Raw genomic sequence first — 14,276 nt, 5'->3', positions numbered from 1 at the left:
CCTTACGACATCTGATCCAACATGCGCAAAATTCTTTCCTTTGCTTTTATCCCTTCTATTTCGGTACCTATACAAGACGGACAGCCGTCATGACAAGGGCATCGTTTTATAAGCTGTTTCGCCGCTTCTTTGATGTCTGAAAAACGTTTAAAGACTTCCTCTGCCAAACCGATACCGCCCGGATAATGATCGTATAAAAATATGGTTGGCAATCCTGTATGGGCTGCTTTAATTTGAGAAACGACATGAACATCATTTCGATCACACATGATATACACAGGGACAATATGCTGAAGCACATTCGTGATGCCAAGAAGCAGCTGTTCCAATGTCTTTTCTGCGATGTCTTCGTCCGCTGTTTTGATTTCGAGCCAAGCTGCACTTGTATGCAGTTCTTCTTCCGGCAAATGAATAGGTCCAGACCCAATATTTTCAAACGTAGTCATTTTTATTTTTTTAAAAATGGTCGGCAGAGCATTGACAGTGACATCTCCGTAGTGCAATGATGTACGGCTTTTTTCTTTCGTTTGATCGATTTCTAACACCTTCAGCTGAACTGCCAGGTTTGCATCTGTATAATATTCGACATCAACTTTTCTGACATAAGCCTTTTTATGGTCCCAATCGAGCTTCTCTACTTGATACTGAACGCCTTCATGCAAATAAATGGCTTCATCATGCAAAAGCGTCATCGCACTAAAACGGTCCATTTCACCGATAATCCTGACATTTGCAATATCCGACTGATCAACTATGACGACATTTTCCTGTGATGCGGAACGCAAACTGATGTTTGAAGCAGGGAACGACTCACTTGCCCAATGATACCGTTCGCCGTTGCGGTGAAGAACGGCCTCTTCCTGAAGATACTCAAGAATATCACTTACATCCATGGGCCCAAATTCTTCATCAGCTCTAAATGGAAGCTCATAAGCAGCACACTTTAAGTGGTCTACTAAAATAATCAAATTCTCCGGATTGATTCTTGCAGATTCCGGCGAACGATTAAAGAAGTATTCAGGATGCCGTACAATATATTGGTCGATCGGCGTCGAATTAGCTACCATGATAATTAAAGATTCACCGTGTCTTCTGCCAGCTCGTCCCGCCTGCTGCCAAGCACTTGCGACACTTCCGGGATAACCTGTCATCACACACACCTGCAGCTGGCCGATATCAACACCAAGCTCTAAGGCATTCGTACTGACCACTCCTAAAATGTCGCCTTCTCTCAGGCCTCTTTCGATTTCTCTTCGCTCTTTAGGCAGATAGCCTCCCCGATAGCCTCTGATTGATTTTGTTCCAATTTCTTTTTTCACGAGCTCGTGGATATGGCTTAAAATAATTTCCACCCGGACCCTGCTTCTGGCAAAAACAATGGTCTGCACTTTGTTTTTAAGAAACTCTTTCGCCAGTTCATTCACTTCTGCAGTTGCGCTCTTTCTAATATTCAGCGGTTTGTTTACAATTGGCGGATTATAAAATACGAAATGCTTGCGTCCGCTCGGGGCACCGTTGTCATCGACCAGCCGCATCGGTTTGCCTGTCAACTGCTCTCCCAATTCCTTCGGGTTGGCAATCGTTGCAGAAGTGCAAATAAAAACCGGATCACTTCCATAAAACCGGCAGATCCGCTTCAGCCGACGGATCACATTTGCCACATGGCTGCCGAACACCCCCCGATACGTATGAAGCTCATCAATGACGATATACTTAAGGTTTTCAAACAAACTGACCCATTTCGTATGATGCGGAAGAATGGCAGAATGCAGCATATCGGGATTTGTAATGACAATGTGACCTGCTTTTCTCACCTTTTGCCTGATTGCCGGAGACGTATCCCCGTCATATGTAAAGCTTTTAATGTCAATTCCCATTTCATCGATGATTTCATTTAGCTCGCTCTTTTGGTCTTGTGCCAGCGCTTTAGTCGGAAATAAATATAACGCCCGGTTTGTTTCATCCTGAGCGATGGACTGCAGGACTGGGAGGTTGTAGCATAGCGTTTTTCCTGACGCGGTTGGCGTAACGGTAACAATGCTTTCTCCTTTTTGCACATATTGAAAAGCGGAATATTGGTGGGTATATAGTTCATCAATGCCCCTTTTCGTAAGGGCAGCTTTGATTCTCTCATCTATACTTTCAGGCATGGGCCTTGTTTTTGCTTCACGAGGCTCAATTTCATGCCAATTCACAACGTTTTCATTTCCTTTCAAATCAGAAATGAGTTCAGTCAGTGATTTCTTTTTCATTCTTTACACCTCTTTGTCAAGTACAGTTTACCGAATATTTGTTTGCATGGCTAGGTGCAAATTTTATACAGTTGAATAAAAAAAGCAAGGCATACGCCCTGCTTATTTCGCTTTGATTGTAAGGAGCTTTGATTCGCCTTTACGGGCAGCCTTTTCGCCTGCCGGCACAATTGATCCTACAGCCTCACCATTCATAATAACGATCGGGATGACGGTGCTGCTCGCTTTTTCTTTTATTAATTCCAAATCACATGTAATCAGCGGGTCACCGACCTTCACTTTATCCCCTTCTTTAATGTGGGCAGTAAATCCTTCTCCGTTCATATTGACTGTCTCCAGCCCGACATGAATTAACAGTTCAATTCCCAAGCGAGTCCGAATGCCAACGGCGTGTTTGGTGTGGAAAATCTGAATGACTTCACCTTCAACAGGTGAAACGATTTCACCGTTAGAGGGCTCCACCGCTATTCCTTCTCCCATCATTTTCTGTGAAAAAACTGGATCCGGCACATCTGACAGGTCCATTACTGTACCGTCTGCCGGAGAATAAATAACCTCTTCTGTCACTTTTTCTTGAGTTTTGCCCATTCCGAATAATTTTTTCAGCAATGTGTTTTCTCCCTTCTCATTCACTTCAACCGTTATCCCTTCATTCACCACTATTTAACCACACTTTCAATTTTGCTTCAATTTATAACAACATCTGGCATAGACGCATAATCTGGTTAAAAAAAGGCGGTGGCTGAAGTGGAATTCTATGATGACAAAAAGAACGAACTGCAAAAGAAAGAGAAAATCATAACGGAGGCAATAGACACTCTTTTTCAATCCTCAGCATTCGGCAACCTTATAAACGGATTTCAAAACCTCATCAATTCGAGTTTAAAGGATGTGCAGACAACCATACATGTCAGAGAAAGAGAAACTGGGCTCTATGTCGATATTACCATTCCGGCGACGTTTCGAGATGGCGAGATCGTCGTTGATGTCAAATCGAGGTATCTCCATGTCACACTCCAAGAAAAACAGAAACACCAATATGAAGCTACTTTTACAAGCATGACAAGAACGGTGCAGCTTCCTTATGAAGTTCGCCAAGAAGATATGGAAACATCTTGGAACGAGCAGACAATGACACTATTCTTTCCAAAAAATAAGCATGAATGAACGATTCATTCATGCTTCTATCATTTAAAAAAGCTGGTAAATCCCTTTATTAAAGATCCGACCTGATTCATTGCACTCATCACTTGGCCTGTCGTATCCATCATTTTATTAAAATCAAATTGCCCATTGGCTTTTTTGAACTGCGACATAATGCTTTGAAATTGCGAAGGCTGCTGTTGATTAGGCCTTGGAATAGGATAAGGGTTGGAAAATACAGGCGGCTGCATAGGCATAGGCTGGATCGGAGCATAGGGCTGATAGTAATCCTGCTGTCCATAATGCTGCTGAGGCAGATGTTGCTCCAAATAACCGGGTGCAGCCTGCTGATAATATCCTTGCATTTGCTGAGGATCATAATAGCCCATTTGCCGAGGATAGCTTCGAGAGCTCCTGTTCATTGCGATTCCCCCTAAACTCAACATATTTCTCTTCTATATATGTATGAATGACTTCTATTGTTTGTGTCACGAGTAAAGGTTAGCGTTTGTCAAATTGTGTCGAAAGTTTAAATTTTTTAAAAACAGAAAAAAGTCGAATCATTATGGTACCATGTTTTCAATACAGATGAGAGGGGATGCACCATAATGAACGTATCATACTTAAGCAAACGTTTTGCAGAAATGAAGAAATATGAAACAGACTGTATGAATAAACTGATGGACTTTGCCAAGTTCCTCTATATTCAAGGACATCTCAGCATAACTGAGTTTCGTAACAGTATGAAGGTTCTCGAAGCAAATGGAGCAGAAAGCCCGGCATATGAGATGAATTAACGTCCGGCCCCCTATAACGAATTTAAAAGAAGACAGCCTTTACCGGCTGTCTTCTCTTGCAATTTCATCCTTTACTGCATGCAATGTATAAAGGACTGACTCAGTGATGTCCTTGAATCGTTTTTTATGAATATGATGAACATATGATTGAAGGACCAATTCCAGGAAATTATCTTTTGCGGTCTCAATTTGCTCTTTATGCACATATTTAGGGCGACGGGCTTTTATCAATTCAAGAGCACCCTCCGCCCAGCGAGCCGCCAGCTCATCATTCTCTTCAACTGCAGGCTTTATCGTCTCAAAAAAATCATAAGAATGATTACTGCTTTTTCCTTCCTGATACCGATCAGCGCCTTTTTCAGCAACTTCAATCATTTTCTCGGTCATTCCCAGCAATGTTTGTGATAGCAATACCTTTCACCTCAATGCCTATCGTACCAAATTTCACTCGTAAATTCAGCCGATGCGGTATACCTTCTCAAACGCATACCTGTGTTCAGGCGATTGATACAGCTCATTTATACAAATATGAAGATCTATGATTTCTTCTTCCAGCACACTCAGGCGATCGTTTTCCGCTTCCCGCATCTCAGCCTCTAATGCATTTACAGAATGATTCAGGCTTTGCTCAGCTCGCGTTAATTCATCTTCTATATCAGAAAGCATACGGAGAATATCTGTCTTGCTTACATAACCGGACATTCGTGTACCTCCCTTTCCTCGTCTCTCCGGTTAACATTCTTTGCTCCCCAGGCTCTTTCCTTCTTCATGACAAAACTAGAAGCAAATCGCCAAACAAACAGGTATTCCACGAAAAGCTGAAGTTTTCGACAAAAACACCTGCAAAAATTGTATGATCCTCCTCCTTAATGCAAACGATACTTGTGAGGAGGTGCCGTATGAAAACTAGACCGAAAAAAGCCGGCCAACAAAAAAAGACTGAATCAAAAGCAATCGATTCTTTAGATAAAAAATTAGGCGGCCCGAACCGCCCTTCTACGTAAGAAGCAAGGAATTTCCTTGCTTCTTTATTTTTTCAGCCAATGTTCCACCGCAAAAAGCGCATGAAGCTGGCGCTTTTTATGTAAATACCAGTCTGTCAATTCAATCTGCTTCGGCAATTCCTCGCGCCTAAAGAACGTTTTCTTTATCTTTCCATGAAACCAATCTGTTTTCGTTCCGTCTAATGAGTGAATTACCTCAGGGTAGCATGTCCTTAGCATAGGAGATGTTCTCTTTGTAATCCCGATTATCTTTTCCATATCAAAACGGGAACCTGTGTGCGGCACTGTGTGCAAAAAGTGATAAAAAGCGGAAAACAATTCTGGCTTGAACAGCAATTCAGACAGCTGCTTTCCCAGCCTTATCCTTTCCTCCGCCTTTGAAAAGCGTTTCACTGAAATGCCGTAAAGAAACCCGTCTGAGGAAGGAAAAATAACGGTGTTAAAATGAAACCAGTCACTTAAATAAAAAGGAATCGTGTCAAAAACATTCTTTTTAAACGAAGGATTTTGTATAATAGGTGTTTGGATAGTGTTTTGTTCATTTATAATGAGGGCATACATTAGCCGCTCTGTGTTTCGCTCATGCCAAAAACGGGCCCATTCTTCCGACATAAATTGTGAGACGCCAAACACATGCAGAAGATGAAACAGCGGTTTCCCGACTTTTTTGGACCAGTGGTACAAAAGAAGCTGCGGATAGGCATCCGAAAAAATAAGCCAGTTCGCTCTTTCGTAGGCTAAAAAGAACCATTTTTGCTGTCTCTCACGGAGTCCAAGCTGAAACAGACTGCCTTTTAAGTCAGTCATTGACCAGCCGGCATTACGAGAAACGAAAGAAGCTAAGAGTGACCATTTGATTTCCGGATGACGGTCATAAAATGCTTTATATGCATTTGTTCTTGAAATGTTATCTGCGTTTTTTGTTTTTGTTTGCCGCTCAATCCGGCTCAGAAGCTTTCTGATGGTCTGTTGTTCTTGCACGTTCATTCACTTCCGTCATGAATAGTTTAATAAGGAGGATGAGAAAGTGATTCGGTATCCTAATGGAAAAACATTTCAGCCGAAACATTCGGTTTCATCCCAAAGCAGTCAGAAAAGGGCCCCGTCATACAGTAATCGCGGAATGACCCTCGAAGATGACTTAAACGAAACGAATAAGTATTATCTGACAAACCAAATTGCCGTTATACACAAAAAGCCGACACCTGTTCAAATTGTAAATGTCCATTATCCAAAAAGAAGTGCCGCAGTGATTAAAGAAGCTTATTTTAAACAATCATCGACAACAGACTACAATGGGATTTACAAAGGACGGTATATTGATTTTGAGGCGAAAGAAACGAAAAACAAGACCTCTTTCCCCCTGCAGAATTTCCATGACCATCAAATCGAGCATATGAAGCAGGTAAAGGCTCAAGACGGTATTTGTTTTGTTATTATATCCGCTTTCGACCAGGTTTATTTTTTGGAAGCCGATAAGCTGTTTTATTTCTGGGACAGAAAAGAAAAAAATGGCAGGAAATCAATTCGAAAAGATGAGTTGGAAGAAGCGGCTTATCCGATTTCTCTTGGATACGCACCTAGAATTGATTATATTAGTATTATTGAACAGCTTTATTTTTCGCCATCATCTGGTGCGAAAGGTTGATTAACGAAAGGTTGAGATGTTATGTCAGATCAATTTAACAGCCGTGAAGCTCGACGAAAAGCGAACAGCAAGTCGAGTCCTTCACCAAAAAAAGGAAAGAAACGAAAAAAGGGCGGATTGTTTAAAAAGACCCTTCTCACTTTACTCATTCTGTTTGTTTTAGGCGTTGTCGGCGGTGCCGTTACATTTGCCGTCATGGTTTCAGATGCGCCAAAACTGGATGAAAGTAAATTGAAGACGCCTTATTCATCAACAATATACGATAAAAACGGAAAAGAAATCGCTGAAGTCGGCGCTGAAAAACGGACCTACGTGCCGATAGATCAAATTCCCGATGTTGTGAAAGAAGCCTTCATCGCGACAGAAGACGCTCGTTTTTATGAGCACCACGGGATTGACCCTGTCCGTATCGGCGGCGCCTTAGTTGCAAACTTTACAGACGGCTTCGGAGCTGAAGGCGGAAGTACGATCACCCAGCAGGTCGTCAAAAACTCCCTTCTTTCACATCAGAAGACGTTAAAACGGAAGGTGCAGGAAGTATGGCTTTCGATTCAGCTGGAGCGCAATTACTCTAAAGATGAAATTTTAGAAATGTATTTAAACCGGATTTATTTTTCTCCTAGAGCATACGGAATCGGAAAAGCAGCGGAAGAGTTTTTCGGCGTCACAGATTTAAGCAAATTGACTGTCGAACAGGCTGCCACACTGGCAGGCATGCCGCAGAGCCCAACAGCATACAACCCGGTTAAAAACCCGGATAAAGCGGAAAAAAGACGGAACATCGTCCTCAGTCTGATGAAAAAACAAGGATTCATTTCTGATTCTCAATACAACAAAGCGAAAAAAGTGGCAGTGAAAGACGAAGGCATTGTGTCACAGAAGGAATATGAAAAAACAAACTCAAATAAATACAGCGCGTTTGTTGAAGAAGTCATGAAAGAAATTGATGAAAAATCTGATGTCGATCCATCTGCTGACGGATTAAAGATCTATACGACATTAGATACAAAAGCACAAGATAAACTAGATGAATTAATGGACGGAGACACTGTCGGATTTACTGAAGGTATGCAGGGCGGTGTTACGCTTCTCGATACAAAAACCGGAGAAGTCCGAGCGGTTGGTGCCGGTAGAGATTCTACAGTTGGGGGTTATAATTACGCGACGCAATCTCAGCGACAGCCTGGTTCTACCATTAAACCTATTCTCGACTACGGTCCAGTTATTGAAAATAAAAAATGGTCAACTTACGAGCAAATTGATGACTCAGCTTATACGTATTCAGACGGAACAGCCATCCGTGACTTTGACCGTTCCTATAAAGGGGTCATGTCTATGCGTGAAGCCCTTGCCCAATCGCGTAACATCCCGGCTCTAAAAGCATTCCAAGCAGCCGGAAAAGATGCAGCAGTTGATTTTGCTAATGGACTGGGGCTCGGATTAAATAAAGAAAAAGTGTATGAATCATATTCTATCGGAGGATTCGGAGAAGGTAATCCGGGTGTCTCTACTCTAACTATGGCTGGAGCATACAGTGCATTCGGAAATAACGGAACGTATAATGAACCGCATTTTGTAAAGTCTATTGAATTTAACGATGGCACGAAGCTTGATTTAACGCCAAAATCAAAGTCAGCCATGAGCGATTATACTGCGTTTATGATTACAGATATGCTGAAAACAGCTGTTAAGACAGGTACTGGACAGCTCGCTCAAGTACCAGGAGTGGAAGTCGCAGGTAAAACAGGTACAACAAACTTTGACGATGCGACAATGCAAAAATACAATATCGCACAAGGCGGTGTACCAGATTCATGGTTTGTAGGATATACACCTCAATATACCGCTGCTGTTTGGACAGGTGTAGATTCTCAAAATAAGATAGGGAAAAAATCTTTAAATAAAACAGAGCAGCAAGTCGCAAAACGTCTATTCGCCCAACTCATCTCCGATGTCGATGACGGAAGCGGATCATTTGAGAAGCCTGACAGCGTAGTGGAAGCCACTGTAGAAAAAGGCTCTAATCCGGCAAAACTGGCAGGGCCAAATACGCCAAGCGATAAGAAGCTCACAGAGTACTTTGTTAAAGGCACAGCTCCTTCTACTGTTTCTAAAACATATGAGAAAGAAGAAAAAGAGGAAACAGCTAAACTGTCTGGTTTAAACGTGAAATACGATAAAGACAATCAATCTTTAACGTTAAGCTGGAATTACGACGGAGATGCGACCTTTGCTGTTAAGCAATCTGTTGATGGCGGCAGCTACTCGGAAATTCAAAACAGCTCTACAAAAGAAGCAGTCATTTCGGGTGTGCAGCCAGGATCTGTGTACAAATTCGAAGTAACAGCCGTCAGTGATGATGGCAAAAGCACAGCTTCCACATCCTATGAGGTGCCAAAAGCTGAAGATGATGAAGATAAAAAAGACCAGCAACAAACGGATGATGAAAAACAAGATGATGAGAAGACCCAGGATGATACACAAACTGATGATTCTCAAAAAGATGACGGTCAGACGGATCAAGATCAGACAGATGATTCAACAAACGATCAAGACAAAAAACAAGACAATACAAACACCAATCCGTCCGACAACAGTAACCAAGACCAATCAAACGATAACGACAACAGTAACAACCAGGATACGTCGGATGGTGATTCGAACTCTGGTAAAAATGATTCATCAGGTTCTGACACGAATAAAAATAAAACAGACACATCTAATAAAGCACAAACAAACTCATCATCAACTGAAAAAACAAATTAAACAAAAAAGCCGTCACCCTTCGGGTGATGGCTTTTTTTGTTCATAAAAAAACCTCCCCTTTTAAGAGAAGGTTTTATCGATTCATCGCATGATATTTATAAAAATGCTTTTTCATTTCAGTAAACAGCTCATCAAGCTGAATAAAGCAATGATATTGAGTCGGCTTGAGGAGGATAAATTCCACTCGTTCGGCCCAATTGATCGGCATTACGGGAAATGATTTCTCCGTCAGTTCTGCCCAATCAAGAGATTTCACCCGCTCACCTGCTGTCCAATGAAACGAAGCAAGCAAACACACAATGCCCTTCAGCATGTCATTTTGATCGCATCTCGATTTTCGTGTTTGAAAGACAGGCAGAAGTGATTCTTTAATGTCTTCCCACACATTAAATAAAAGCGGAACATACTTGCCTCTGTCCTCCCATGGCAAAACACCTTGAGATTCCGTGCTGAAATCAAAATACACAGGGTTAACCAGCAAGACATCTTTCATATCCGGGGAGATCACCGGGCCAAGACTGCGCAAGTATTCCTCATAGGAAGCCAACACTTCTTTCGCTTGCGTCATCGTTTCACCAGTCCTTTTTTATCTCTCTTCTGCCCTTCTCTGCATAAAGAAAGCAGCGGACATTCCGCACAGCGCGGAGATTGGGCTTTACAGTGATATCTGCCGAAGAAAATAAGGCGGTGATGCGTAACGGACCAGTCTTCTTTTGGAACCTTGCGCATCAGCGTCTTTTCAACTTCCAGCACTGAGTCCTTCCACCGGCAGATACCCAACCGTTTGCTGACCCTCTCCACATGGGTATCTACGGCGATGGCCGGCACACCAAAGGCAACCGATACCACTACGTTAGCAGTCTTTCTTCCGACCCCTGGCAGTTTAACAAGCTCATCGCGGTCCCTCGGCACTTCTCCGCCGTACTCTTCAATAATCATTTTACTCAGTTTTTGAATATTTTTCGCTTTGTTACGATATAAACCGATTGATTTAATATCTTGCTGAAGCTCTTCCAGCGGGACAGCCAAATAGTCTTCCGGCCGTTTATATTTTTGAAATAATGTTTTGGTCACTCTGTTTACAAGTGCATCTGTACATTGAGCAGATAAAGCGACAGCCACCACTAATTCAAAAGGATTGGAATGAACCAGTTCACACTCCGCATGAGGAAACATGTCACCTATCTTGTCCAAACAGAATTCAATTTGTTTTAGATTTAACACGATTGTCACCTTTTCACTTTATTGTTCAAGCCAATTGTAAAAAGGAACCTGCCTTTTATACTCTTTTTGCGGTTCATTCTGCTTTGCTTGTACCCGCCGGAATTTTTGGCTGTGTATTTTTGCCTGCTCCACAGTTTTCAGCCCGTTTTTCTTCCATTCAAACAAAATCCGGTCAATGTAGCGGAAACTGAGTTTTCCTGACAGTACAGCCTCTTTTAACGCGTGTTTGATCAGTTGTGCGTCATGCTGATCCTGGTCCTGCCAGATCGCCAGCGTTTCACACTCTAAAGGTGATAACGGCCTTGCGAACTCTTCCTCAAAAATGGTATAAAGGCTTTTTTGTTCCCCTTCTGCTTTTCTTTCCTGTGTTTGATTCTGTACAAGCTGAATATACTCGTACAGCTTGCCCCATAAAGGCTGGAGAGAATACTTCTCAAATTTGATGCCGTTTTGATCCTCGCATTCTTCAATAAACAGAAAGCCTTTTTGAATAAACATGCGCAATCTGTTTGTACATTCCTCAACAGAAATTGACATACCTTCCTGCAGCTGATTCGGTGTAGGAAAATATGATCCTTTTTCTAAATGCATTTTAATTTTTAACAGCAGAATAAGTTCTGTTTCATTAAGTCCAAGCTGTTTATAATGCGTGAGCAGAAGATTGGGGATTGTTGATGTTCCATGCTCCTGCATATCAATAAATTGCTGTTTTTTCATCGTCACACCTCTTACTGTAAAGGATTGTGATTTCCCCTTTACTGTAAAAAGTCTCCCTTGCAGGAGACTCTTTTTTGTTTCATTTGAATGTATTACGGATACAGACGGTTTAACAGTCTTGGGAACGGGATCGTTTCACGAACGTGAGGCGCTCCGCTAATCCAAGCTACTGTCCGCTCTAATCCAAGACCGAAGCCTGAATGAGGAACTGATCCATATTTTCTAAGTTCAGCATACCATTTATATGCGTCAGAATCCAGTCCATGTTCTGTAAGACGCGATTCCAAAAGTTCCATATCATGAATCCGTTCAGATCCGCCAATGATTTCTCCATAGCCTTCCGGTGCAATCAAGTCAGCGCAAAGCACGACGTCCTCACGGTCAGAAGCCGGCTGCATATAGAACGGTTTTAAAGACGTCGGATAGCGAGTGATGAATACCGGTTTGTCATAGTGTTCAGCAATTGCTGTTTCATGAGGCGCTCCGAAATCATCTCCCCACTCGATATCGTCAAAGCCTTTTTCTTTCAGAAATTCAATCGCTTCATCATACGTGATTCTTGGGAAAGGAGCTTTGATTTGCTCAAGTTTTGACGTGTCTCTTCCCAATGTGTTTAATTCAATTTTGCAATTCTTAAGAACGGATTGCACGATGAAAGAAACATAATTTTCCTGTACTTGAAGGTTTTCTTCAAACTCTACAAACGCCATTTCCGGTTCAATCATCCAGAATTCGATTAAGTGGCGTTTTGTTTTAGACTTTTCCGCTCTGAATGTCGGTCCGAAAGAGAATACTTTTCCTAAAGCCATTGCCGCAGCTTCCATGTAAAGCTGGCCGCTTTGAGACAGATACGCATCTTCATCAAAGTACTTTGTCGCAAAGAGCTCTGTTGTTCCTTCAGGTGCACTTCCAGTCAAAATCGGCGGATCCACTTTTACAAAGCCTTCGTTATTAAAGAATTCGTAAGTCGCGCGAATGATTTCATTACGGATTTTCATGATCGCATGCTGGCGCTTTGAACGAAGCCATAAATGTCTGTGATCCATCAAAAATTCCGTACCATGTTCTTTTGGTGTAATTGGATAATCAGTCGCTTCGTGAATGACTTCAATATCTGTCACAGCTAGTTCATATCCAAGCGGGGAACGCTCGTCCTCTTTGACAATCCCTTTTATATAGAGTGACGTTTCTTGAGTCACTGATTTAGCTGTTTGGAAAATGCTTTCTTCCACTTCCGCTTTTACTACGACACCTTGAATAAAACCAGTACCGTCCCGAAGCTGTAAAAATGCAATTTTCCCGCTTGAACGCTTATTAGCGACCCAAGCTCCGATCGTTACTTCCTCACCTACGTGCTTGTACACTTGGTTGATTGTTGTTTTCAACATATTTCCCTCCAAAACAAGAAAGACATTCGGAAGCTCATTGCCCCGCGAACTCTTTTATCATCACTTTATTATACCCGCTCTTAACTAACCGGGTCAATGCAGATAAAAAGCGGCTTTCTGTCAGCCGCTTTTTTCACTATTAGCTATGTTTTTCGACAAAACGTTTGATTCTTTCAATCGCTTTTTCAAGAAGATCTAGCGAGGTGGCATAAGAAAGACGGACATTTTCAGGAGAACCGAATCCGGATCCAGGAACAATCGCAACTTTTTCCTCCTCGAGAAGCGCTTTAACAAATTCATCTACATCTTTGAAACCGCAAGATTGAGCCGCTTCTTTTGCATTCGGGAACAAGTAAAAAGCACCCTCCGGCTTCACACAGCTGAACCCAGGGATTTCTACGAGCTTTGCATAGATCGTGTTTAATCTATGTTCAAAGGCTTCTCTCATTTCTTCCAATGGCTCAGAAGGTCCGTTATAAGCAGCAATCGCCCCGTACTGTGCGATTGATGTCGGATTTGATGTGCTGTGGCTAGCAAGGTTCGTCATCGCTTTTATAATGTCTTCAGCTCCAGCTGCATAGCCAATTCGCCAGCCCGTCATGCTGTGTGACTTCGATACGCCGTTTATAATGATCGTTTGCTCTTTCAGTCTGTCAGACAGCTGTGCAATGGAAACATGTTTCTTTCCGCCGTATGTAAGTTTTTCATAAATTTCGTCAGACACAATTAGGATGTCATGTTCAAGGCATACTTCACCAAGCGCAGACAGTTCTTCTTCCGTATACATGACTCCAGTCGGATTGCTTGGAGAGTTAATAACGATTGCTTTTGTTTTTTCCGTAATCGCATTTTTTAGCTGCTCAGGCGAAATTTTGAAGTGATTTTCTTCAAGTCCTTGTACATAAACAGGCTTTCCGCCAGCGAGTTTCACCTGCTCCGGATAGCTTACCCAGTAAGGCGTCGGAATAATGACTTCATCTTCTTCATCCAAAATCACTTGGAAAAGGGTATACAGAGCATGTTTGGCACCAGTGCAGACAATAATTTGAGACGGTTTGTATTCAATATTCTGGTCGCGTTTAAATTTCTCTGCAATGCTGTTTTTCAGTTCAGCCAAGCCACCTGAAGGCGTGTATTTCGTATGGCCCTCGTTCATCGAACGCACAGCGGCATCAATAATGTGCTGCGGTGTATTGAAGTCCGGCTCGCCTGCGCCTAAACCGATGACATCATGGCCCGCGGCTTTCAGTTCTTTCGCTTTCGCTGTGATTGCCAGTGTGGTTGATGGTGTTAATGCGGATACTCTTTTTGCCAGTTTCAACTTGAACTCCCCCTAA

At 42.3% G+C, this 14,276-nt stretch carries 16 protein-coding genes; 5 read left to right on the top strand and 11 right to left on the bottom strand.

Features of this window, described 5'->3' with window-relative positions; genetic code table 11:
• Nucleotides 1-2 precede the first annotated feature (2 nt).
• Nucleotides 3-2,252, bottom strand: coding sequence for an ATP-dependent helicase MrfA (gene mrfA / locus NZD81_RS04700; protein WP_282372466.1), 2,250 nt, complete (start codon nt 2,250-2,252; stop codon nt 3-5).
• A gap of 102 nt (nt 2,253-2,354) precedes the next feature.
• Nucleotides 2,355-2,861, bottom strand: coding sequence for a PTS sugar transporter subunit IIA (locus NZD81_RS04695; protein ID WP_282372467.1), 507 nt, complete (start codon nt 2,859-2,861; stop codon nt 2,355-2,357).
• 138 nt (nt 2,862-2,999) lie between these two features.
• On the opposite strand from NZD81_RS04695, the gene NZD81_RS04690 reads away from it, so the two are divergent.
• Nucleotides 3,000-3,419, top strand: coding sequence for an Hsp20/alpha crystallin family protein (locus NZD81_RS04690; RefSeq protein ID WP_282372469.1), 420 nt, complete (start codon nt 3,000-3,002; stop codon nt 3,417-3,419).
• A gap of 20 nt (nt 3,420-3,439) precedes the next feature.
• Here NZD81_RS04690 and NZD81_RS04685 read toward each other — a convergent pair whose 3' ends face one another.
• Nucleotides 3,440-3,817: a YppG family protein gene (locus tag NZD81_RS04685; protein ID WP_014664370.1), complete on the bottom strand. Its 378-nt coding sequence runs from the start codon at nt 3,815-3,817 to the stop codon at nt 3,440-3,442.
• Between the two features lie 186 nt (nt 3,818-4,003).
• Between NZD81_RS04685 and NZD81_RS04680 the strand changes: the two genes are divergently transcribed.
• Nucleotides 4,004-4,192, top strand: coding sequence for a YppF family protein (locus NZD81_RS04680; RefSeq protein WP_003230690.1), 189 nt, complete (start codon nt 4,004-4,006; stop codon nt 4,190-4,192).
• A 39-nt stretch (nt 4,193-4,231) separates the two neighbouring features.
• On the opposite strand, the gene NZD81_RS04675 is transcribed toward NZD81_RS04680, so the two are convergent.
• Both NZD81_RS04675 and NZD81_RS04670 read right to left on the bottom strand, forming a co-directional pair.
• Nucleotides 4,232-4,603: a YppE family protein gene (locus NZD81_RS04675; RefSeq protein WP_069149771.1), complete on the bottom strand. Its 372-nt coding sequence runs from the start codon at nt 4,601-4,603 to the stop codon at nt 4,232-4,234.
• A gap of 45 nt (nt 4,604-4,648) precedes the next feature.
• Nucleotides 4,649-4,894 carry a DUF5446 family protein gene (locus NZD81_RS04670; RefSeq protein ID WP_014664372.1) on the bottom strand — a complete coding sequence of 82 codons (246 nt, stop codon included), beginning with the start codon at nt 4,892-4,894 and terminating at the stop codon, nt 4,649-4,651.
• A 197-nt stretch (nt 4,895-5,091) separates the two neighbouring features.
• On the opposite strand from NZD81_RS04670, the gene sspM reads away from it, so the two are divergent.
• Nucleotides 5,092-5,196, top strand: coding sequence for an acid-soluble spore protein SspM (gene sspM / locus NZD81_RS04665; protein WP_003225606.1), 105 nt, complete (start codon nt 5,092-5,094; stop codon nt 5,194-5,196).
• A 24-nt stretch (nt 5,197-5,220) separates the two neighbouring features.
• On the opposite strand, the gene NZD81_RS04660 is transcribed toward sspM, so the two are convergent.
• Nucleotides 5,221-6,183: a DUF2515 domain-containing protein gene (locus NZD81_RS04660; protein ID WP_040082801.1), complete on the bottom strand. Its 963-nt coding sequence runs from the start codon at nt 6,181-6,183 to the stop codon at nt 5,221-5,223.
• Between the two features lie 40 nt (nt 6,184-6,223).
• On the opposite strand from NZD81_RS04660, the gene recU reads away from it, so the two are divergent.
• Both recU and NZD81_RS04650 read left to right on the top strand, forming a co-directional pair.
• On the top strand, nt 6,224-6,844 hold the full coding sequence (gene recU, locus NZD81_RS04655; protein WP_014664374.1) for a Holliday junction resolvase RecU: 621 nt from the start codon (nt 6,224-6,226) through the stop codon (nt 6,842-6,844).
• Between the two features lie 21 nt (nt 6,845-6,865).
• Nucleotides 6,866-9,610 (top strand): PBP1A family penicillin-binding protein, encoded by a 2,745-nt coding sequence (locus NZD81_RS04650; RefSeq protein ID WP_282372472.1) that lies wholly within the window; start codon nt 6,866-6,868, stop codon nt 9,608-9,610.
• A 73-nt stretch (nt 9,611-9,683) separates the two neighbouring features.
• Here the strand turns inward: NZD81_RS04650 and NZD81_RS04645 are convergent, their stop codons facing one another.
• The 5 genes from NZD81_RS04645 to aspB all read right to left on the bottom strand — a co-directional run bounded on the left by NZD81_RS04645 (nt 9,684) and on the right by aspB (nt 14,260).
• Nucleotides 9,684-10,178, bottom strand: a complete 495-nt coding sequence (locus NZD81_RS04645) for a YpoC family protein (protein WP_069149774.1) — start codon at nt 10,176-10,178, stop codon at nt 9,684-9,686.
• Nucleotides 10,175-10,834, bottom strand: a complete 660-nt coding sequence (nth, locus tag NZD81_RS04640) for an endonuclease III (RefSeq protein ID WP_014664377.1) — start codon at nt 10,832-10,834, stop codon at nt 10,175-10,177. The genes NZD81_RS04645 and nth overlap by 4 nt, the downstream gene beginning before the upstream one ends.
• Nucleotides 10,835-10,852: 18 nt before the next feature.
• Nucleotides 10,853-11,551, bottom strand: a complete 699-nt coding sequence (gene dnaD / locus NZD81_RS04635; protein WP_014664378.1) for a DNA replication protein DnaD — start codon at nt 11,549-11,551, stop codon at nt 10,853-10,855.
• Between the two features lie 92 nt (nt 11,552-11,643).
• Nucleotides 11,644-12,936, bottom strand: coding sequence for an asparagine--tRNA ligase (asnS, locus tag NZD81_RS04630; protein ID WP_040083776.1), 1,293 nt, complete (start codon nt 12,934-12,936; stop codon nt 11,644-11,646).
• Between the two features lie 142 nt (nt 12,937-13,078).
• Nucleotides 13,079-14,260 carry an aspartate transaminase AspB gene (aspB, locus tag NZD81_RS04625; RefSeq protein ID WP_069839238.1) on the bottom strand — a complete coding sequence of 394 codons (1,182 nt, stop codon included), beginning with the start codon at nt 14,258-14,260 and terminating at the stop codon, nt 13,079-13,081.
• Nucleotides 14,261-14,276: the final 16 nt, after the last annotated feature.

Source organism: Bacillus sp. B.PNR1 (assembly GCF_030386235.1).
GTDB classification, from domain to species: domain Bacteria; phylum Bacillota; class Bacilli; order Bacillales; family Bacillaceae; genus Bacillus; species Bacillus stercoris.
Note: the sequence above shows the minus strand (reverse complement) of the source record. Positions and strands in the feature narration are given on the sequence as shown.